At 69.0% G+C, this 18,106-nt stretch carries 21 protein-coding genes; 12 read left to right on the top strand and 9 right to left on the bottom strand.

Features of this window, described 5'->3' with window-relative positions:
• Positions 1 to 81: 81 nt before the first annotated feature.
• Together ACLQ3B_RS11420 and ACLQ3B_RS11425 are read right to left on the bottom strand one after the other, a co-directional pair.
• Positions 82 to 507, bottom strand: a complete 426-nt coding sequence (locus ACLQ3B_RS11420) for a hypothetical protein (protein WP_425779909.1) — start codon at positions 505 to 507, stop codon at positions 82 to 84.
• Complete coding sequence (locus tag ACLQ3B_RS11425; RefSeq protein ID WP_425779911.1) at positions 504 to 932, bottom strand: hypothetical protein; 429 nt, start codon at positions 930 to 932, stop codon at positions 504 to 506. The genes ACLQ3B_RS11420 and ACLQ3B_RS11425 overlap by 4 nt, the downstream gene beginning before the upstream one ends.
• Before the next feature lie 79 nt (positions 933 to 1,011).
• Here ACLQ3B_RS11425 and ACLQ3B_RS11430 point away from each other — a divergent pair, with 79 nt between their 5' ends.
• From ACLQ3B_RS11430 to ACLQ3B_RS11440, 3 genes are all read left to right on the top strand, one after another.
• Entirely contained in the window at positions 1,012 to 1,629 is a 618-nt protein-coding gene (locus ACLQ3B_RS11430; RefSeq protein WP_425779912.1) for a TetR/AcrR family transcriptional regulator, read from the top strand.
• Positions 1,630 to 1,683: 54 nt separating this feature from the next.
• Positions 1,684 to 1,980 carry a chorismate mutase gene (locus ACLQ3B_RS11435; RefSeq protein WP_425779914.1) on the top strand — a complete coding sequence of 99 codons (297 nt, stop codon included), beginning with the start codon at positions 1,684 to 1,686 and terminating at the stop codon, positions 1,978 to 1,980.
• A gap of 160 nt (positions 1,981 to 2,140) precedes the next feature.
• A complete protein-coding gene (locus tag ACLQ3B_RS11440) occupies positions 2,141 to 2,593 on the top strand; it encodes a hypothetical protein (protein WP_425779916.1) in 453 nt (150 codons plus the stop codon).
• A 165-nt stretch (positions 2,594 to 2,758) separates the two neighbouring features.
• Here ACLQ3B_RS11440 and ACLQ3B_RS11445 read toward each other — a convergent pair whose 3' ends face one another.
• The 6 genes from ACLQ3B_RS11445 to ACLQ3B_RS11470 all read right to left on the bottom strand — a co-directional run bounded on the left by ACLQ3B_RS11445 (position 2,759) and on the right by ACLQ3B_RS11470 (position 7,296).
• The gene (locus ACLQ3B_RS11445) at positions 2,759 to 3,295 is read right to left on the bottom strand and encodes a MauE/DoxX family redox-associated membrane protein (RefSeq protein WP_425779918.1); all 537 of its coding nucleotides are present in this window, start codon (positions 3,293 to 3,295) and stop codon (positions 2,759 to 2,761) included.
• Between the two features lie 6 nt (positions 3,296 to 3,301).
• The gene (locus tag ACLQ3B_RS11450) at positions 3,302 to 3,757 is read right to left on the bottom strand and encodes a S26 family signal peptidase (protein ID WP_425779920.1); all 456 of its coding nucleotides are present in this window, start codon (positions 3,755 to 3,757) and stop codon (positions 3,302 to 3,304) included.
• On the bottom strand, positions 3,754 to 5,592 hold the full coding sequence (locus tag ACLQ3B_RS11455) for an ABC transporter ATP-binding protein (protein WP_425779922.1): 1,839 nt from the start codon (positions 5,590 to 5,592) through the stop codon (positions 3,754 to 3,756). The genes ACLQ3B_RS11450 and ACLQ3B_RS11455 overlap by 4 nt, the downstream gene beginning before the upstream one ends.
• On the bottom strand, positions 5,589 to 6,113 hold the full coding sequence (locus ACLQ3B_RS11460) for a TlpA family protein disulfide reductase (RefSeq protein WP_425779924.1): 525 nt from the start codon (positions 6,111 to 6,113) through the stop codon (positions 5,589 to 5,591). Before ACLQ3B_RS11460 ends, ACLQ3B_RS11455 begins: the two co-directional genes overlap by 4 nt.
• An 87-nt stretch (positions 6,114 to 6,200) precedes the next feature.
• On the bottom strand, positions 6,201 to 6,380 hold the full coding sequence (locus tag ACLQ3B_RS11465; protein WP_425779925.1) for a hypothetical protein: 180 nt from the start codon (positions 6,378 to 6,380) through the stop codon (positions 6,201 to 6,203).
• A 103-nt stretch (positions 6,381 to 6,483) separates the two neighbouring features.
• On the bottom strand, positions 6,484 to 7,296 hold the full coding sequence (locus tag ACLQ3B_RS11470) for an IclR family transcriptional regulator (RefSeq protein ID WP_425779927.1): 813 nt from the start codon (positions 7,294 to 7,296) through the stop codon (positions 6,484 to 6,486).
• Positions 7,297 to 7,407: 111 nt separating this feature from the next.
• Between ACLQ3B_RS11470 and ACLQ3B_RS11475 the strand changes: the two genes are divergently transcribed.
• The 9 genes from ACLQ3B_RS11475 to ACLQ3B_RS11515 all read left to right on the top strand — a co-directional run bounded on the left by ACLQ3B_RS11475 (position 7,408) and on the right by ACLQ3B_RS11515 (position 16,351).
• Positions 7,408 to 8,655, top strand: coding sequence for an ABC transporter substrate-binding protein (locus ACLQ3B_RS11475; protein WP_425779929.1), 1,248 nt, complete (start codon positions 7,408 to 7,410; stop codon positions 8,653 to 8,655).
• Positions 8,656 to 8,731: 76 nt separating this feature from the next.
• Entirely contained in the window at positions 8,732 to 9,685 is a 954-nt protein-coding gene (locus ACLQ3B_RS11480; RefSeq protein WP_425779931.1) for a carbohydrate ABC transporter permease, read from the top strand.
• The gene (locus ACLQ3B_RS11485; RefSeq protein ID WP_425779933.1) at positions 9,682 to 10,512 is read left to right on the top strand and encodes a carbohydrate ABC transporter permease; all 831 of its coding nucleotides are present in this window, start codon (positions 9,682 to 9,684) and stop codon (positions 10,510 to 10,512) included. The genes ACLQ3B_RS11480 and ACLQ3B_RS11485 overlap by 4 nt, the downstream gene beginning before the upstream one ends.
• An 8-nt stretch (positions 10,513 to 10,520) precedes the next feature.
• The gene (locus ACLQ3B_RS11490) at positions 10,521 to 11,702 is read left to right on the top strand and encodes a mandelate racemase/muconate lactonizing enzyme family protein (RefSeq protein ID WP_425779935.1); all 1,182 of its coding nucleotides are present in this window, start codon (positions 10,521 to 10,523) and stop codon (positions 11,700 to 11,702) included.
• Complete coding sequence (locus ACLQ3B_RS11495; protein WP_425779937.1) at positions 11,699 to 12,907, top strand: fumarylacetoacetate hydrolase family protein; 1,209 nt, start codon at positions 11,699 to 11,701, stop codon at positions 12,905 to 12,907. The genes ACLQ3B_RS11490 and ACLQ3B_RS11495 overlap by 4 nt, the downstream gene beginning before the upstream one ends.
• Positions 12,904 to 14,421, top strand: coding sequence for an aldehyde dehydrogenase family protein (locus ACLQ3B_RS11500; RefSeq protein ID WP_425779939.1), 1,518 nt, complete (start codon positions 12,904 to 12,906; stop codon positions 14,419 to 14,421). Before ACLQ3B_RS11495 ends, ACLQ3B_RS11500 begins: the two co-directional genes overlap by 4 nt.
• Before the next feature lie 323 nt (positions 14,422 to 14,744).
• A complete protein-coding gene (locus tag ACLQ3B_RS11505; protein WP_425779940.1) occupies positions 14,745 to 14,903 on the top strand; it encodes a hypothetical protein in 159 nt (52 codons plus the stop codon).
• 20 nt (positions 14,904 to 14,923) lie between these two features.
• Positions 14,924 to 16,126, top strand: a complete 1,203-nt coding sequence (locus tag ACLQ3B_RS11510) for an RNA-guided endonuclease InsQ/TnpB family protein (RefSeq protein ID WP_425779942.1) — start codon at positions 14,924 to 14,926, stop codon at positions 16,124 to 16,126.
• A 99-nt stretch (positions 16,127 to 16,225) separates the two neighbouring features.
• On the top strand, positions 16,226 to 16,351 hold the full coding sequence (locus ACLQ3B_RS11515; protein WP_425779944.1) for a hypothetical protein: 126 nt from the start codon (positions 16,226 to 16,228) through the stop codon (positions 16,349 to 16,351).
• A 111-nt stretch (positions 16,352 to 16,462) separates the two neighbouring features.
• Here the strand turns inward: ACLQ3B_RS11515 and ACLQ3B_RS11520 are convergent, their stop codons facing one another.
• Positions 16,463 to 17,986 (bottom strand): alpha-N-arabinofuranosidase, encoded by a 1,524-nt coding sequence (locus ACLQ3B_RS11520; RefSeq protein WP_425779946.1) that lies wholly within the window; start codon positions 17,984 to 17,986, stop codon positions 16,463 to 16,465.
• Positions 17,987 to 18,106 lie beyond the last annotated feature (120 nt).

The following is an 18,106-nucleotide window of genomic DNA, read 5'->3' on the forward strand; positions in this document are numbered from 1 at the left end:
CGCGCGGCGCCCCCCCGCCCGCCGCCCGCCCCCCCCCCCCCCCCCCCGCGCTCCCGCTCACGCGGGGGAGGAGCGGCTCGGTCACTGCTCGGCCCGGAAGTCCGACCGCTCGCTCGACGACCCGTCGGGCGTGCTCGGGCGTCGGCGGCCGAGGTGGAAGGCCGTGGCCGCAGCCAGCGCGGCCACGACGACCAGTGCGGCGAAGACCGGATGCATGTCCTTGGACAGGCTCGGGGCGCGTTCGGGCCCGATGGCCCAGAGGATCAGTGGTGTGGCGTAGGCGGTGGCGAGAGCGACCGTCCAGCGGCGTAGTCCGCGGAGGTGGCCGTGTCGCAGGCTGACGATCAGCGTAAGGGTGACCGGGACGATGGCCAGCATGGCGAACTGGCCGATGACCAGGACCGGGACCGACCAGAGCGAGATGATGGCGGTCCGGTCCGCGCGCCGGGCGGCGCGGTCTTCCTGGGTACGGGGAAGCGTGGTGGAGGGCATCGTCGTCCCCGTCATCGGGTCGGGTTGGTGGTCGCGGGACGCCACGCCAACCAGCCGCGGCACAGCACGTAGGCCGACGCGACGACGGCGACGAGCCCGAAGTCGATGATCGCCGACAGTCGTGCCTCGGGAACGTCTCCGATCAGCGCGCCGAACACGACGAGGGCGGCCTTGCCGACGAGCACGATCTCCCAGACGCCGGCGGCTTGACGCGGCCTGACCGCGAGCAGGGCGAAGAGTGCGGCGAAGATGCCGAAGCTGGAGACTCGCCAGCCTTCGACGAACAGGCGATCGTCGCTGGCGTTGATCGTGAGCAGCACGCCGTTGACGAACGCGACGCCGGTGGCGAGGGAGGCGAGGGCCGCCAGCCCGCGGCCGACGAGGTCGGCGCGGTGGGCGGGAGCGGCGATGTCGATTCGGGGAGCGGTCAAGGCGGTCATGGGGGCTCCATCTGTAGAAACGGTGGTGAACTTACACTCGTTAACTTACGCTCTCGCCTAACGTCTGTAAAGTCAAGGGGTGACCACACCGAGAACGCGGGCCCGCAACAAGCGCGGCGAGGGTGCTCAGCTGCGCGACGAGATCGTCGACGCCGCGATGACGTTGCTGGAGGACGGCACGCCGCAGAACGTGACCCTGCGGGGGATCGCTCGACAGGCGGGCATCTCCGCGCCGTCGATCTATCCGCACTTTCCAGACCTGGACTCGATCCTGCTCGCGGTCGCGCAACGCGCGTTCGGCATCCTGGAGCAGGAGCTGAGCGCACCGGATCACGCGGAGCCGGTCGAGCGCCTGCGCGCGATCTGCGCGGCCTACCTGAGCTTCGCCGAACGCCGTCCCCATCAGTACCGGGTGATGTTCGGCGCCGTCTGGGACGCCGGGCAGGCCCTTGAGCGGGCGCCGGCCATGTCGGACGAACTCGCCGTGCTCGGGATGGGGGCCTTCGAGATCTTCCGGCGTACGCTCGCCGACTGCGTTGCGGCGGGACGGTCGGCCAGCACGGACCTCTTCGGCGACGCGACGGCGCTCTGGGTCGGGCTGCACGGGTTCGCCCAGCTCCAGGTGGCCACGCCGTTGTTCCCGTGGCCAGCGGGGCTGCGCGAGTCCATCATCGACCGGATGGCGCTGCTGCGCTGAGCGTGCGGGAACGGGTTCGCCTGATCGTGCCGTCTTCGTGCGACGATTTCCGGCGTGGAAGAGACTGCGGTGACGCTGGCCGAGATCCGTGCTCGGATCGACGAGCTGGACCGGGAACTGGTCGGGCTGCTCGCCCGGCGGGAGGAGTTGGTCCGGCAGGCGGCTCCGCTCAAGAGCGACGGCCAGGCGGTCCGTGCGCCCGATCGGGTGGCGCAGGTGGTGGCCCGGGTCCGCACGCTGGCTGGCGAGGCCGGTGCCGATCCGGATCTGATCGAACGGATCTACCGGGGCATGATCCAGGCCTTCATCGACATGGAAGTCGACGAGCACCACCGGCTCACCGGCGCCTGAGCACGGCGGTATGGCCCGGGCGGGTGGCCTGAGGGCTGACCCGCGTTGCCGGCTGGCCGCAAGGTTTGTTCCAGGTTTCGACCAGGTCGCGTCCCCATCGTGGAGGACGTCGGCAGCGAGCCGGCGAACACCGTGGGACGAGGCAGAGGAGAGCGGCCGCATGAAGAGAGGGCTCACGAGGCGCGTGCTGTTGCCGGTGGCAGCGGCGATGACCGTCGTCCTGGTTCAGGCCAACCCAGCCGCAGCGAGAGACGACAGCTTCCCCATGTCCACCGAGTACTACCGCGGGCAATTCGGGGGCAGCGCGAGGTTCGTGGACTATGGACCCGGGGCGCCCGGGGGCGGCGACAACGACGACTACCTGGAGATCTACGACGATGTCCCCGACGGCCGTGGCGTTCAGGTCTGGGCCTGGCTGAACGGGAAGTACCTCGACACGAAGTACCACGGCGGCGGCGCGTACACCATGGTCTACTTCGATCCGTACTCGATCTTCCCGAACAACGTCGCGGCGGGCGAGAACATCGGGCTCGAGATCTGCCTGGTCAATGGGAAGAACAACCGGATCGTTGACAGCTGCAAATCGATCACCGTGAAGAGCGTGGACGGCTGACGATCGCCCGGTCGTCTGGTAGGGGTCCGGGACCGCCCAGACCCCTACCAGCAGGGAAGTGCTGGCTCCGGCACCGTGAGCCAGCACTTCCCTGCTGTCGTGCAGATCTGGCGAAGCGAGGCGGCGTGGTTTCATCGAGACCTGCTCCCGGGTGCCCCGGCAGATTCAGCTCCGTCCGTTCGCGAACAACGCTGCGATGTCGTCGAGAGTGGCTGTCGCCAGGGCGAGAATGGCGGCCAGCCCGGCGGCGAGAACCAGACCGGCGGAGGGCCGGCCCACACCAGCCGTGTCACCGGCGGCCCAGCGGAACAGTCCGGCAACCGCAGCAAGGAGCAGCACCGCGTTACGGCCGACGTGCCGAGGTGCGATCGCACTGCCGCTATCGCCGAAGCAGCCACAGGAGACCGCTGCCCTTCTCCGCAGCGCCAAGATCAGGGCAATGGTGAACGCCACCATCAGCGCGATGGACAACGTGAAACCCACAGGGGCGGTCGCGGGAAGCGCCAAGGTGAGCACCGACGTTGTCTCCGCCACGACGATCAGCACTGCGGTAGGCGTCGCCACGCCGCGCAACGGCGGCGCCAGCGACACCACCGCGTCGCGGAACGCACGGAATGCTGTGGGGCCGCGCACCTTTTCCACCACCGAGAAGATGAACGCGAGGCCCAGGAAGGTCCGCCCGAAATCGACAAGGTGGTCCACCGACGTCTACCCCTCTTCCGAACGGGCTGCCGGGGGCCTCGTGCCCATACGTCGAACGACGGTGCCCAGGATGCTGTCGGACGGGATCATCCCGAGGTGTCGTGAGTCCATGCTCTGCGCGACGTTGTCGCCGAGCACCAGCACGTACCCGTCCGGGACGTGACCGGACGGCATTCCAGGAAGCAGCCGGTCTCCGGCTACCGCAGCGATGCGTTTGACGAGCCATCGATCAGTCGACGATCCGGGCCGGCCCACCGGGCGCGGATTACGCAGTACCACGACCTGCCCGGTCGACAGCGAACCCTCGGCGGTACGACGCCGGGTGAGCAGTTGGTCGCCATCACGGTACGTGGGGAGCATGCTCGGCCCGTGCACGTCGACGACGAGCAGCTGACGACGAATCCACGCGGCCACGGCGAGCATCAGCGCCAGCGGGGTCGCCGCGAGAAAGTACGGGATCACGTGGGCACCTCGATCCGTCCCGGCCCGTAGCCCGCCGACTGCATGCCGAACAGACGCGAGTAGTGGCCGCCCTGGTTGATCAGTTGGTCGTGGTTGCCCAACTCGACGATCCGCCCCTGGTCGAGAACGGCAAGCACATCAGCGTCGCGAAGCGTGCCGAGCCGGTGCGAGATGAGCACGCTCGTCCGGTGACCGCGTTGGTGCCGCAGCCGATGGCGGATGTCGTACTCGGCCTCGGGATCCAGGCTGGCGCTGGGCTCGTCCAAGATGAGCAGGTCCCGATCGCCACGCAGCACCGCGCGCGCCAGCGCCACCCGCTGCCATTGACCACCGGACAGCGGTACGCCCTCGGTCGGGTCGTCCGCTTCCGTGTCGAAGAAGCTACGGCTCAGCAGAGTGTCGAAGCCCCGGGGCAGCGCATCCAGCGTCGCTTCGACACCGGCCCCCTGGGCGGCCCGCCGTACCGCCTGTCGGTCCGCCAGCCGGGCCGGATCGCCGAGCCCGATATTCTCCGCGGCGGACAGGTCGTAGGCCATGTAGTCCTGAAACAACGCGCTGATTCGCTCCCGCAGCTGCGCCGGATCCATCGCCCGCAGATCCACGCCGTCCCAACAGATGCTGCCGCGCTGCGGGTCGTAGAAGCGGCACAGCAGCTTCACCAACGTGCTCTTTCCCGAGCCGTTGCGGCCCACGAGGCCGAGCGAGTGTCCGTGCGGCACGGACAGGTTGACCCCGCGAAGGACCCAGGGCGAGTCGGTGCCGTACCGGAACCACACGTCCCGCAGCTCGATACCCGCGTGTAACGGCGGTACGCGGGTGGGGCGGGACCGGACGACGAGGTCAGGTGGCGTGCTTTCGACCTCCTGGAAGTGCCGGAACAACAGCAGGTGCTGGTGAGTCGATGCGACCTGGTTGACCAGCGAGGTCGTGCCGGCTTGCACGCCCGCGACCGCCGCGATGAAGATTGCGATGTCGCCCACCCCGATGGCACCGCCGCGCACGTTGGCGACCGCCCAGAGGATCCCGGCACCGTTGATGAGGGCGTACAGCAGGCCCAGGGCCGTCTGGACCAGAACTCCACGCCTGTCGAGCCGACGACGTTCGTCGTCGGCCTGCCGGCGCTCGGTCAACATCCGGCCCCGCAGGAAGCTGCCGATGCCGAACAGGCGCAGTTCCTTGGCGGCGTCGAGGTTGGCCATGAGCTCGGCGTAGAAGAACTCACGTCGTTCGGTCGGCCCAACCCGCCAGAGCATGAGGGCCATCCGCCGAGCCAGCGCGAGTTCGGCGAGGAGAGCCGGGATCGCGCCGGCCAGGACGACCAGAGCCATCCACGGGCTGATGGCGACCAACGTGCCGAGGAAACCGCCGATCGTCACCACGTCCCCGACAAGTGCCACCGCCCCGTGGGCCACGGCTGGCGGGGTGCTTGCGCTGGATTGACTGGCAAGGCGTAGCCGGTCGCGGAAAGTGGGGTCCTCGAACCGGGCGAGTCCCGGCAGCCGGTTGAGCGCCGAATACAGTCGGTCGCTGGCGGCCAGACCGGTTGCCCGGCCCAACTCGGCCCGCAGGTAGTTGTTGGTCTCCGGTAGCACTCCCAGGGCGAGGCCGAGCAGGCAGAGGCCCACACCGAGCGCGGTCAGTCCCGGGGCTCCGCCGACGATCCGGTCGAGCAGCGTCTTCAGCAGCCAGGCCGAGCCGACGGGAATGACGGACGCGACGAGCGTAACCAGGCCCAGCAGGATCAACGGTCCCGGCGCGGCCCGCCACGCCATCGCGAGGGCTGCCCGGACCCCGCCAAGGCTCTGCCGGCGACGCGTCGAGGGCCCGTTGGTCATGCCGGTGCCACCACCCCGGCCGCGGGCAGCTTGCTGACGATCGTCTCGACGGCGGTCACCACGCCCTCCTCGATGCGGAGGAGGGTCGGCGTGGCCTGCACCTGAAGCGCGGTGCTGACCGGTCCGCCGAGCGGCTCGAGGACGACGTGGCAGGTCGCCTCCAACCGTGCCACGAGCTCGGCGTGGTCCCCACCGTCCGCCAGCACCACCGCCACCGGATCGCGCACCTGCCGTGCGTAGTCCAGGAAGTCCGGCAGTTGCCGGTGGCAGGGCTGGCATCCCGGTGCGAAGATGCCGATTGTGGCCTGGGCGGGCAGTGAACCCGCGCTGAGCGTGACCCCGCGGGTGGACGTGACCGTGAACTGTCCGATCCGACCCCCCAACAGGACCGAAGATCCGGGTTCGAGGCCGGCCAGTCTCTCCTCGTGGTCTCGCAGGCGTCGGACGATGCCGAGGGCGAGGACCAGGTTGGCCAGACCGATGATGGTCGTGACGAGCACGGCGGCAGCGGTGACGGACATTGCTACTCCAGTTTGGTCGGCGTTACGAGCACGCAAAGAGCGTCCGGGTGGCTCGCTCGACGGACCGGGCCACCCGGACGATGTGACTCAGGCGCAGACCCACCTGTTCGGGCAGTTGTCGTAGTTCGCCAGGCACTGGACCGTGCAGCCGGACTTGCTGATGCGGCAGGGCCCCGCCCAGCCGGCGAAGATGCAGCCGGCTTCGGCCTGCAGCCGCGGAGCGAGGCGGTTCAGGAGCGCGTCGCCGATTCGGGTGATGGTCTTCATGGTTCTCCTCGTATCCGGCGGTCCCGATGGAACCGGAGGTGGAGACCCAACCGTCGCCGTCGCGCTTTGAACGAACCTTGGAGAAAGCTTGGGGCGGCCGCGGCTACTCGGAGGACGGCGGCACGTAGCCGAGTTCGTACGAGATCTTGTTGGCGGTGTTCAGGAGCAGCGGAAGGTTGCTCTTCAGCTGGTCGAGGTTTGCGATGACCTCGATCGCCGTGATCGAGGCTGCGGCGATGACCTGCCCCCGCGAATCCCTGATCGGCGCGGCCACGCACATCACGTAGGCGTCGTGCTCGCCGTTGTCCATGGCCCAGCCGCACTCGTGGATGCGGGCGAGTTCGGCTTCCAGGGCGTCGTGGTCGGTGAACGTGGTGTTGGTGAATCTCTCGAAGACGACGTGGGAGAGCAGGCGGTCGCGCTCCGGGCGGGGAAGGTACGCCAGGATCGTCTTGCCCACGGCGCTCGCGTAGATCGACACCGCGCGTCCCACCCGCGAAGGCAGTTTGACGGCGTCGAATGCCGGGCTGTCCACCTTGTCGATATAGATGATCTCGTCACCGGTCAGTTGCGCGAGGTGTACGGTGTGGCCGGTCTCGCGTTGCAGCGCGCGCAGGTGTGCGGCGGCGGGCTGGCGGAGGTCCATCGAGCCGAGCGCTAGCTCGGACAGCTCGATCAGGCCGCTGCCGAGCACGTAGGTGCCCGCGCCGGTCCGGCGGACGAAGCGCGCGGACTCCAGTGTCTGCAGGATGCGCAGGGCTGTGGACTTGTGGACGCCGAGCACGTCCGCAGCCTCCGTAAGGGACAGCGGGTGCTCCGCGGATCGACGGATGAGGTCGATCGCGCGGCGAATCGATTGCGCCAAGGCTGTGTCTCCCCTCGCGCGACGGGCAGCGCCGTCGCTTTCATTGCACATTATGCAATGTGGATGACGCAATGCGCAATCACCTCTTGACACCGTTGCACATGGCGCTACGATCGTTGCAATTTCATCCGCTCGACGCCAACTTGTAACAGTGGAGTAACGATGGGTAATCAGCGCGCTCGTTTCGGCATCGCCAGGGCGACATGTGCCCTCGGTTTGGTCGCCACTCTCTTGACCGGTTGCGGCTCCGACGGCGACTCCGGCGACGGCGTCACCAAACTGACCTTCGCCGCCTCGACCTTCGGCGACCCGGGCCGCGGGCCCCTGTTGACGAAGTGGCTCGACGAGTTCAACCAGAGCCAGACCAAGGTCCAGGTGTCCGCCGCCGCGGTGCCGTACCCGACCTTCGGCCAGACCGTGCTCACGCAGATGGGCAGCGGCAAGGGCCCCGACCTCGTCCGCTTCGACATGCCCGAGTTCGAGGCGGCCTCGGACGCCGGCCTCGTCGCGCCGCTGGACAAGGTGATCGACGCCGGCAAGTACGACCTGCTCAAGCAGCCGGACCAGTTCATGCTCCACGACGGCGTCCGGCACGGCGTCATCTTCGAGGCGTCGAACTACGCGATGTTCTACAACGCGGACCTGATCCCGACGCCGCCGACGACCTACGAGCAGTTCACCTCCACCGCGAAGTCGCTGACCAAGGGCGACGTCTTCGGCCTGGCGTTCCGCCAGACGGAGGCCGAGGAGGCCGGCGTCTGGCAGGACATCTTCAACTACGTCTACGGCTTCGGCGGCGCGTGGTCCGACGGTAAGAACCTGACGATCAACTCGCCGGAGAACCTCAAGGGCCTGCAGGCGTTCAAGGACCTGTACGACGCGAACGTGATCCCGCGCGGCGCGGACGCGGCGACGTTCCGGCGGATGTTCGCCGAGGGCAAGGTCGGGATGGAGCTCAACAACGGCGGCTACGTGACCGCCACACGCGGCCAGAACGCGAAGCTGAACTTCACCGTCGCGCCCATCCCGTTCCCGGTCCGCAAGCAGGGCGCGATCCTCGCACCGATCGTGATCAACGAGGCGAGCGAGGGCAAGGACGAGGCCGGCACCTTCATCAAGTGGGCGCTGGAGCCGCAGAACCAGGTCAAGCTGCAGGAGATCCTTGGCGCGAGCAGCGTCGCCACCACCACGCAGCGCAGCGCGGAGTCACTCAAGGCGACCCCGTTCCTCCCCGTCTTCGACGGACTCACCGAGACCAGCCTGCCGCAGATCGTGCTGGGGTTCGAGGCCAAGACGCCGGACATCCGCAAGGTTGTCGTGCAGAACGTGGTCGCGGCGCTGCAGGGCAAGGCCGACCTCAATTCGGCGCTGGATCGTGCCCAGCAGCAGGCGACCGAACTGGTCCGCTGACAGCTCGACACGGCGACGCTGCCGGCGCGACGGTTCGTGCGCCGGCAGCGTCCTTCCCCCCGAAGGATCAAACCCGATGACTGTGGTCGAGCAGACCGGAGCACCGAAGACAACAACCCCAGGCCGGCCCCGGCGTCGGTCCAGCCCGCTGGGCAGCAAGTGGACGCCGTATCTGTTCCTGGCACCCGCAGCCCTGTTCATCCTCGTCTTCCAGGCGGTACCCCTCGTTCAGGAGGTGTACCTCAGCTTCACCAGGACGAGGCTGCTCAACCCCACCCGCAGCGAGTGGGTCGGGCTCGACAACTTCAACCGGATCTTCGGCGACTCGGAATTCCACCGCACCCTGCTGATCACCGTCGTCTACGTGATCACCTGCGTCGTCGTCGCGATCGGCGCCGGGCTTGTCGTCGCGCTCCTACTCAACGGGAAGTTCCGGGGTCGTGGCGTGGCTCGGGCGCTGGTGACCGTCCCCTGGGCCGCTCCGGGCATCGCGGTCGCGCTCATCGCCACCTGGATGCTCAACGCGCAGTACGGCATCGTGAACCGCTTCCTCGACGCCGTCGGACTCGGTGTGCCCGGCGGCGCCATCCTGGACAGCTCGCGCTACGCCCTTCCGGCGGTGCTCGCGACGACCATCTGGCAGCTGTTCCCGTTCACCTCAGTGGTGCTGCTCTCCGCGCTGCAGTCCGTTCCGCAGGACCTCAACGAGGCCGCGACCGTGGACGGCGCGGGACGATGGGCCACCTTCCGGGCCGTCACCTGGCAGGTCATCAAGCCGACCGTGGGCCTGCTGGCGCTGCTGATGACGATCTGGTCGCTGCGGCGGTTCGAGCTGATCTGGCTGATGACCAAAGGCGGGCCGGTCGGCGCCACCGAGACGCTCGTCATCGACCTCTACTCGCAGGCGTTCGACTCGAAGGAACTCGGATCGGCGGCGGCCATCGGAATGGTCGGTGTCGTCATCTCACTCATCGTCATCATCGGCAGCCGCCTGGTCGCCCGTGCCGTGGAGAAGGGGGACGTCCGATGAGGCGCTTCCGTTTCGGTGTCACCGCACGGATCGTCGCCGTGCTCGTCGTGCTGGGTGTCGCGGTGTTCCCGCTGTACTGGATGTTCGTCACGGCGCTGTCCAGCAACAGTGACCTCTTCGCCGATCGGCCTCGGCTCACCCCGGACCTCGGCCAGTTCGGGGTCTTCGTGGATGCGCTGGCCGAGGGCAAGGCCGCCGGGTGGCTGCTCAACAGCCTGATCATCGCCGTCGGCACGATGGTCCTCTCCGTCGGCCTGGGCATCCCGCTCGGCTACGCGCTGTCCCGGTTCTCGTTCTGGGGCAAGGCCGTGCTGACCGTCGTGCTGCTGTTCACGCAGATGCTTCCCGAGGCGCTCATGGTCGTCCCGCTGTTCGCGCTGTTCCGCCGTTTCGAACTGCTCGACTCGCTGACCGGCCTCGTCCTGGTGAACTCCGCGTTCGTCCTGCCGATCGTCGCGCTGATCCTCAAGGGCGCCATCGACGGCATCCCGAAGGAGTTGGAGGAGGCCGCGCGAGCCGACGGCGCCCGGCCCTTCACCACCCTGACCCGCATCAACGTGCCGCTCATCGCGCCGTCGATCGCGGCCACCGCGGTCATCGCCTTCTTCCACGCCTGGAACGAGTACGTGTTCGCGGTGACGTTCATCTTCAACCCCGATCTGCAACCCGCCTCCGTCGGCATCGCGAACTTCATCGGCGAACTGGGTACGCCGATCCAGACGGTGATGGCTGTCGCCTTCCTGTTCACGCTGCCTGCCGTCGCCTTCTACCTGTTGGTCCAGAAGTACGTGGTGTCCGGCATGACCGCCGGTGCGGTGAAGGGTTGAGCCGAAAGATGAAGATCGTCTCTGTCGACACACTTGTCGTCGACTTCTACCGCACGAACCTCGTCATCGTGCGCGTGCACACCGACGAGGGCATCATCGGGCTCGGTGAGGCCACCCTGGAGGGCAAGGAACGCGCCGTCCAGGGCGCCATCGCCGAGCTGGCCGAGGCGGTGGTGGGGCTGGATCCCACAGGCATCTCGAAGATCCTCTACGAGACCGCGCGGGACTGGTACTGGCGCGGCGGGCCGGTCGTCATGACCGCGCTGAGCTCACTGGAGATGGCCCTGTGGGACATCTCGGCGCGTGAGCTCGGCGTACCGGTCTCCCGGCTGCTCGGCGGCGCGACCCGCGACCGGGTCCGCGCGTACGCGAATGGTTGGTTCTCCGGCGCCGTCACGCCGGAGGACTACGCGGCCGCCGCGCGCCGGACGGTCGAGTCCGGCTTCCGGGGCCTCAAGTGGGATCCGTTCGAGAACTACGACCTCACCATCACCACCGCACAGCTGGACCGGGTGCTCGCCCAGATCGACGCCGTCCGTCAGGCGGTGGGCCGCGATGTCGAGTTGTTCGTCGAGGGGCACGGCCGCTTCGACGTCCGCCACGCCATCAAGGTCGCCAACGAGATCGCCCAGTTCGACCCGGTGTGGTTCGAGGAGCCCTGCCCACCGGACAACCTCGACGCGCTCGTCGACATCCGTCGCGCGTCGCCGGTGCCGATCGCCGCGGGGGAGCGGTGGTACGGCCGGCAGGGCTTCGCGCCGGCACTGGCCCGCCAGGCCGTCGACTTCGTCCAGCCCGACGTGACGCACGCCGGCGGGATCGCCGAGCTGGCCTTCATCTCCACGCTCGCCGCGACCAGCTACGTGGGCTTCGCGCCGCACAACCCGAGCGGTCCACTCAGTACGGCAGCGACGCTGCAACTCGGGGCGACGCTGCCCAATTTCCGGTACCTGGAGATCATGGCGACGGACGTGCCCTGGCGTCCCGAGATCACCAACGAGCGGCTGGTGCTGACCGACGACGGTGACATCCTCATCCCGACCGGGATCGGCCTGGGTATCGAGGTCGACCTCACCGCCATCGAGCAGCACCCGTTCACACCGCACCCGCTGCGGATGTTCCAGGACGCCGTGTACGACATCCGTCCCCGCGACGAGCGGTCCTTCTTCAACCTGGAGAGCGACTCATGACGGTGCCACGGCCCCGAGGGCTGGTCGCGGGTGCGGACTGGGCCGGTACCGCCGTCGAGGCGTTGCCGGACGATCCCGACAGCGTCCTCATCGGCCGGATCTGGGACCCGTCCGGCGACGGTCCCTCGCCGGTGACCGTGCGCGACGGTGTGGTCATCGACCTCAGCCACCGGTTCCCGACCGTCCGCGACATCTGCGAGCTGCCCGATCCCGCCGCGACGGTGGCCGGCCTCGACGGGCCGAGGGTGGGCGACTTCGGCGAGATCCTGGCCAACACGGGGGCCGCGACCCGCGATCGTGGCCGCCCCTGGCTGCTCGCCCCGGTCGACCTCCAGGCGCTCAAGGCCGCCGGCGTGACCTTCCCGATCTCCATGATCGAACGGGTGATCGAGGAACGGGCGCGGGGAGACCAGGCGCTGGCGGCGGACATCAGGCAGCGCATGCTCGCCGACATCGGTGTCGACCTGCACAGCCTGGAGGCGGGCTCGCCCGAGGCGGATCGGCTCAAGAGTCTGCTGGTCGCCGAGGGCATGTGGAGTCAGTACCTGGAAGTGGGGATCGGCCCGGACGCCGAGATCTTCACCAAGGGTCAGATCCTCTCCGCGGTCGGCACCGCCGTTCCGGTCGGCGTGCTCGCCGCGTCGACCTGGAACAACCCGGAACCCGAGGTCACGCTCATCGTCCAGTCCAGCGGCCGGATCGTCGGCGCCACCCTCGGCAACGACGTCAACCTGCGCGACATCGAGGGGCGCTCGGCGCTCCTGCTTCCCCTGGCGAAGGACAACAACGCCTCCTGCGCCCTCGGCCCCCTGATCCGGCTCTTCGACGACCGGTTCGGCATGGATCGGGTACGCGAACTCGAGGTGCGCCTGGAGGTTCGCGGCGTGGACGGTTTCCACCTGGAGGCGGTCTCGGAGATGACCCAGATGTCGCGTGATCCGGAGGAGCTGGTCCGGCAGCTGATCGGGCCGCACCACCACTATCCCGACGGCGCCGCCCTGATGCTCGGCACGATGTTCGCGCCCATCCAGGACCGGGACCGCCCCGGTGAGGGTTTCACCCACAAGATCGACGACGTGGTACGGATCAGCTGCCCGGCACTTGGCACCCTGGCCAACCGGGTGCGGCACGCGGAGGAGTGCGAGCCCTGGCACTTCGGCGTCCGCGATCTCATGGGCAATCTGGTGAGGAGAGGACTGCTGTGAACGTGGTCATCACGGTCGATCCGCGCGACGGTCAGAGTCGCGCGACGGATCTCACCGAGACCGACGAGTCTCGGCTGGAGGTGATCGCCGGCCAGACGGCCCCGGCGGCGCAGTGGCTGGCCGCCCGCGGGAGGCTCGGCCGCGCGGAGTTGCTGGACGCGATCGCGGCGTCGCTGGAGTCCCGTCGGGTGGACCTGGTCGCCGCCGCCGAGGCGGAGACCGGGCTGGGCCACGCGCGACTCGACGGGGAACTCACCCGGGCGGCGCTCCAGTTCCGGATGTTCGGCGAGGTGCTGCGCGACGGAGCGTACGTCGAGGCGACCATCGACCACGCCGCCGACACACCGCTCGGCCGTGGCCCGGACCTGCGGCGGATGCTGGTACCCCTCGGGCCGGTCGCCGTCTTCGGGGCCAGCAACTTCCCGTTCGCCTTCTCGGTCGCCGGTGGTGACACGGCCGCGGCGCTCGCCGCCGGGTGTCCGACGATCCTGAAGGCCCACCCGTCCCACCCGTTGACCTCGCACGCCTCCGCCGCCGCGATCGAGTCGGCCGTCCGCGACCTCGGCGGGCCCGAGGGTGTCGTCGCGACCGTGTACGGGGAGCAGGCCGGGCGCTCGCTGGTGCGTCACCCGGTGATCCGCGCGGCGGCCCTGACCGGCTCGGTCAACGCTGCCCGCGCCATCCAGGCGGCCATCGACGAACGGCCCGACCCCATTCCCCTGTACGCCGAACTGAGCAGCGTGAACCCGATAGTCGTCCTGCCCGACGCGGCTGCCGCCCGGGCAGACCAGATCGCCGAGGGGCTGTTCGGCTCCTTCACGAACTCGGGCGGCCAGCTGTGCACCAAGCCCGGTCTGGCGTTCGTTCCGGCGGATGCGGGTGGTGACCGTCTGGTCGACGCGCTGCGGACGAGAGTCGACGCGTCGGGTGGCACGGTCCTGCTCAACGAGCGCATCCGGGACGCGTACGAGAACCGGGCCACGGAGTTCGAGCGGGCCGGCGCTCGGGTCTCGGCGCGACCCACTGTCGATCCGGGTGCGGGCTTCACCGTGGCCCCGACCCTCCTGGAGGTCGGCCTCGCCGGCCTGACCGCCGAGATCGCCGACGAGTGCTTCGGCCCGTTGCTGATCGTGGTTCGCTACGACGCCGCCGCCGACCTCGACGCCGCGCTGGCCACCGTCCCGCCGTCGCTGACCGGGTCGCTGCACCGCGGGCCGGGCGATGACGCTGACGTCGTACGCCGGCTGGTCGACGTGCTCGCCGCCCGCGCGGGTCGCATCGTCTTCGACGGCTATCCCACAGGTGTCCGGGTGTCGTGGGCCCAGCACCACGGTGGACCGTGGCCGTCGACAAACGCCGTGCACACGTCGGTGGGCGCCACGTCGATCCGTCGTTTCCTCCGCCCGCTGGCGTGGCAGGACGCCCCGGCCTGGGTCCTGCCCGAGGAGTTGCGTGACGAGTACACCGCCATTTCCCGGCGAGTCGACGGGAGGTTGCGGCCGGCTGGCGAATAAGCGCGTCGGTCGGTCTCTCCCGGGTGCGTTTCCGGGCCGCCGGTGACTGGCGCGCGAATTCCTTGACGAGATTGACCCGACAGAGAATTCGCGCGCCAGTTGTCAAGGTGCCGCTGAAGCGCGCCCGAATTGTTTGGACGCGATTATCCGTTCCGATTTCCGTCTTGACCGTCAATGCAATTCATGGTTGTGTTTTCGACAGGGAACGATGTTAGCGCTCGCATAGCTGCATCGCTCGTTACTGGTATCCCTTCACCTCACCATCGAATGGTCGGTCGGCCGCTCGGTGCGGTCTGACCACACGCCGAAGAGGGAGCAGGAACATGCCCGTCGCACCTCCCCGTCCCCGGACGCCGGCACCGACACGCCGGCTGCTGCTCGCGCTGCTCGCCGCCGTCACCGCCCCGCCCGCCTCGGCCGCACCCCCCGCGCTCCTGCGCCCGACCGTCTACCAGTGTGGACGTCTCCGAGATCAGCCATAGACCAACGCTAGAATCGACGCGTGCAGCTTCGGTACAACTACCGGCTCTACCCGGATGGCGCCCAGCGTGAGGCGCTGGCGAAGGCGTTCGGGTGCGCGCGGGTGGTGTTCAACGATGGGCTGCGCGTGCGACAGGAAGCACACGAGGCTGGCCTGCCGTATCCGACGGACGCCGAGTTGTCCAAGCGGGTTACCGTGGCGAAGTTGACTCCGGAGCGGGCGTGGCTGGGCGAGGTGTCGTCGGTGGTGTTGCAGCAGGCCCTGGCGGACCTGAACAGCGCGTACCGCACCTTTTTCGCCTCGGTGCTGGGCAAGCGCAAGGGTCGCAAGGTCGCCGCTCCCCGGTTCCGGTCCCGTAAGGACAGCCGGCAGGCCGTCCGGTTCACCGCCAACGCCCGGTTCAAGGTCCTCGGCAACGGTCGACTGCGGCTGCCGAAGATCGGCGATCTGGAAGTTCGTTGGTCGCGGGAGCTGCCGGCTGCGCCGACGTCGGTGACGGTGGTCCGAGACGCCGCCGGTCGGCACTTCGCCTCGTTCGTGGTGCAGACCGCCGACCAGTCGTTGCCCGAGCTGGACTCGGAGGTCGGCATCGATCTGGGGTTGACGCACTTCGCGGTGATGTCCGACGGGGCGAAGGTGAGCGCGCCGAAGTTCCTGCGTCGTGCGGCCCGCAAGTTGCGCCGGTTGCAGCAGGGCGTGTCCCGCAAGCAGCGGGGCAGCAACAACCGCAAGAAGGCTGTCCGGAAGGTCGCCCGCGCGCACGCGAAGGTGGCCGACACCCGGCGGGACTGGCAGCACAAGCTTTCGACGCAGATCATCCGCGATAACCAAGCGGTGTTCGTCGAGGACCTGTGCGTGACCGGTCTGGCCCGGACACGGTTGGCGAAGTCGGTGCACGACGTTGGGTGGTCGCAGTTCGTGGCCATGTTGGAGTACAAGGCCGCCCGGCGCGGGCGCACCTTCGCCCGGGTAGATCGGTTCTTCCCGTCGACCCGCATGTGCTCGGCCTGCGGCCGGATCAACGACAAGATGGCGCTCAACGTCCGGACGTGGGGCTGCCCATGCGGCAGCCTGCACGACCGAGACGTGAACGCCGCCAAGAACATCAGGGCCGCCGGACGGGCGGACCTCAACGACCGTGGAGCGCAGGCAAGACCGGCACCCGTGCCGGCACCGCGCAGGGAAGCGGTAACCCGCCGGGAGCTTGCCCCTTCGGGGGCGTAGCAGACCGGAATCTCCGCCCTCCAGGGCAGAGAGGACGTCAAGCGTTCACCCACGACTGTCGACTTCTACGCCGGTGACACGCACCTCGGGTCGGCCCGGGTGCAGCACGGCGTCGCCCGGCTGAAGAAGACACTCCATGGTGAGCTGAACGCGCCGGTGGTCGCCCGCTACCAGGGCGACACGCTCTTCAACGACTCCCACAGCTCCCCGGTCGAGGCCCGGTAGTCCCAGGCTGGACCCCGTACTCCCTGTGGTGGGGAAGCCCTCGGCCGCGCACCCCTGGTGATTGCCAGGGTGTGCGCGGCCGGGGCACGTCCGGGACCGTTCGTCAGCCGATCACCGGGTCGTGTCGGTGGCGTGCAGTCGCAGCATGGTCCAGGACGCGGGCGGAAGAGTCAGCTGGACGCTGGCGTCGGCGCCGCGTGCCGTGCCGTTGGGGCGCGGCGCGGCGTGGTCCGGGCCATCGGCCGTGTTCTTGGCGTGCAGGTCGGTGCCGCCGACGGTGACGCACTCGACGATGTCGCTCACCTGGGCGCCGGCGACGTCGATGGTCACCTCGGCCGGGGTGTCGAGGACGCGGTTGACGAGGAAGACGGTCATCTCCCCGGTGGTGTCGTCCCAGGTGGAGACCGCGTCCACCGCGTCGATCTCACCGTAGCGGTCGGTGGTCGTCGTGCTGCCTTCGCGCAGCACGTCCAGCACGGCGCCCTGGGCGTGCCGTGCGGTGCGGGCGAAGGGGTGGAAGATGGTCTGGCGCCAGGCCGAGCCGCCCGGCTCGGTCATGATCGGTGCGATGACGTTTACCAGTTGGGCCTGGCAGGCCGCGCTCACCCGGTCGCTGTGCCGCAGCAGGCTGATGAGCAGGCCGCCGACCACCACCGCGTCGGCCACGCTGTAGTGGTCCTCCAGCAGTACCGGCGCGACCGGCCAGTCCTCGCCGCTCGGGGGCGTGGACGGTGCGGCGGACTGGTACCAGACGTTCCACTCGTCGAACGCGATCATGATCTTCTTGGTCGACCGACGGATCGCCCCGACCGAGTCGGCGATGGCGGTGACGGCGTCGATGTACCTGTCCATGTCCTCGGCCGAGGCGAGGAAGCTGGCCAGGTCGTCGTCGGCCGGCTGGTAGTAGGCGTGCAGCGAGATCAGGTCGACGTCGTCGTACGCCTCGGTCAGCACGTCGCGTTCCCAGCTGCCGAAGGTCGGCATACCCAGGTGTGAGGAGCCGCAGGCGACGAGTTCGAGGTCGGGATCGAAGCGGCGCATGGCCTTCGCGGTCTGTGCCGCGAGACGACCGTACTCGGTCGCGCTGCGCTGGCCCACCTGCCACGGGCCGTCCATCTCGTTGCCCAGGCACCACAGCTTGATCCCGTACGGGTCAGCCGCGCCGTTGTCGCGGCGCTGGTCGGCGAGGTGACTCCCGCCGCGGTGGTTGGCGTACTCGAGCAGGTCGACGGCCTCGGCGGCGCCACGGGTGCCGAGGTTGACGGCCATGATCGGATCCACGCCGGCCTTGCCGACCCAGCGCATGAACTCGTCGAGCCCGAACGCGTTGGTCTCCAGGCTGTGCCAGGCGAGGTCGAGCCTCGCCGGCCGTTTGTCGACCGGGCCGACGCCGTCCTCCCAGCGGTAGGAGGAGACGAAGTTGCCGCCCGGATAGCGCACCGTGGTGACGCCCAACTCGCGGACCAGGGCGAGGACGTCGCCCCGGAATCCGTCGGCGTCGGCCGTCGGGTGCCCCGGCTCGTAGATTCCGGTGTAGACGCAGCGGCCCAGGTGTTCGACGAACGAGCCGAAGAGCCGGCGCGGCACCGGTGCGACGCGTCGGCGGGGGTCCAGGGTCAGGCGGGCCGTGTTCACGACGTTGTCCGGCGCGCTGTCGAGGTCGGTGTTCAGGGCTGGCTCCTTCGTGCGAGGTCCGACGCGGGATCTCTGCCCGAGCGCCTGGACCGAGGGGTGGTGGAGGCAGTGTGAGCTCTG

Source organism: Micromonospora sp. DT53 (assembly GCF_049841535.1).
In the GTDB taxonomy this organism is placed as follows: Bacteria; Actinomycetota; Actinomycetes; order Mycobacteriales; family Micromonosporaceae; genus Micromonospora.

Excerpts from the sequence above, each read along its gene's own strand:
- ACLQ3B_RS11420 (WP_425779909.1), bottom strand. The coding sequence starts at position 507 with ATGACGGGGACGACGATGCCCTCCACCACGCTTCCCCGTACCCAGGAA.
- ACLQ3B_RS11425 (WP_425779911.1), bottom strand. The coding sequence starts at position 932 with ATGACCGCCTTGACCGCTCCCCGAATCGACATCGCCGCTCCCGCCCAC.
- ACLQ3B_RS11440 (WP_425779916.1), top strand. The coding sequence starts at position 2,141 with ATGAAGAGAGGGCTCACGAGGCGCGTGCTGTTGCCGGTGGCAGCGGCG.
- ACLQ3B_RS11455 (WP_425779922.1), bottom strand. The coding sequence starts at position 5,592 with ATGACCAACGGGCCCTCGACGCGTCGCCGGCAGAGCCTTGGCGGGGTC.
- ACLQ3B_RS11460 (WP_425779924.1), bottom strand. The coding sequence starts at position 6,113 with ATGTCCGTCACCGCTGCCGCCGTGCTCGTCACGACCATCATCGGTCTG.
- ACLQ3B_RS11465 (WP_425779925.1), bottom strand. The coding sequence starts at position 6,380 with ATGAAGACCATCACCCGAATCGGCGACGCGCTCCTGAACCGCCTCGCT.
- ACLQ3B_RS11470 (WP_425779927.1), bottom strand. The coding sequence starts at position 7,296 with ATGTGCAATGAAAGCGACGGCGCTGCCCGTCGCGCGAGGGGAGACACA.
- ACLQ3B_RS11475 (WP_425779929.1), top strand. The coding sequence starts at position 7,408 with ATGGGTAATCAGCGCGCTCGTTTCGGCATCGCCAGGGCGACATGTGCC.
- ACLQ3B_RS11480 (WP_425779931.1), top strand. The coding sequence starts at position 8,732 with ATGACTGTGGTCGAGCAGACCGGAGCACCGAAGACAACAACCCCAGGC.
- ACLQ3B_RS11485 (WP_425779933.1), top strand. The coding sequence starts at position 9,682 with ATGAGGCGCTTCCGTTTCGGTGTCACCGCACGGATCGTCGCCGTGCTC.
- ACLQ3B_RS11490 (WP_425779935.1), top strand. The coding sequence starts at position 10,521 with ATGAAGATCGTCTCTGTCGACACACTTGTCGTCGACTTCTACCGCACG.
- ACLQ3B_RS11495 (WP_425779937.1), top strand. The coding sequence starts at position 11,699 with ATGACGGTGCCACGGCCCCGAGGGCTGGTCGCGGGTGCGGACTGGGCC.
- ACLQ3B_RS11505 (WP_425779940.1), top strand. The coding sequence starts at position 14,745 with ATGCCCGTCGCACCTCCCCGTCCCCGGACGCCGGCACCGACACGCCGG.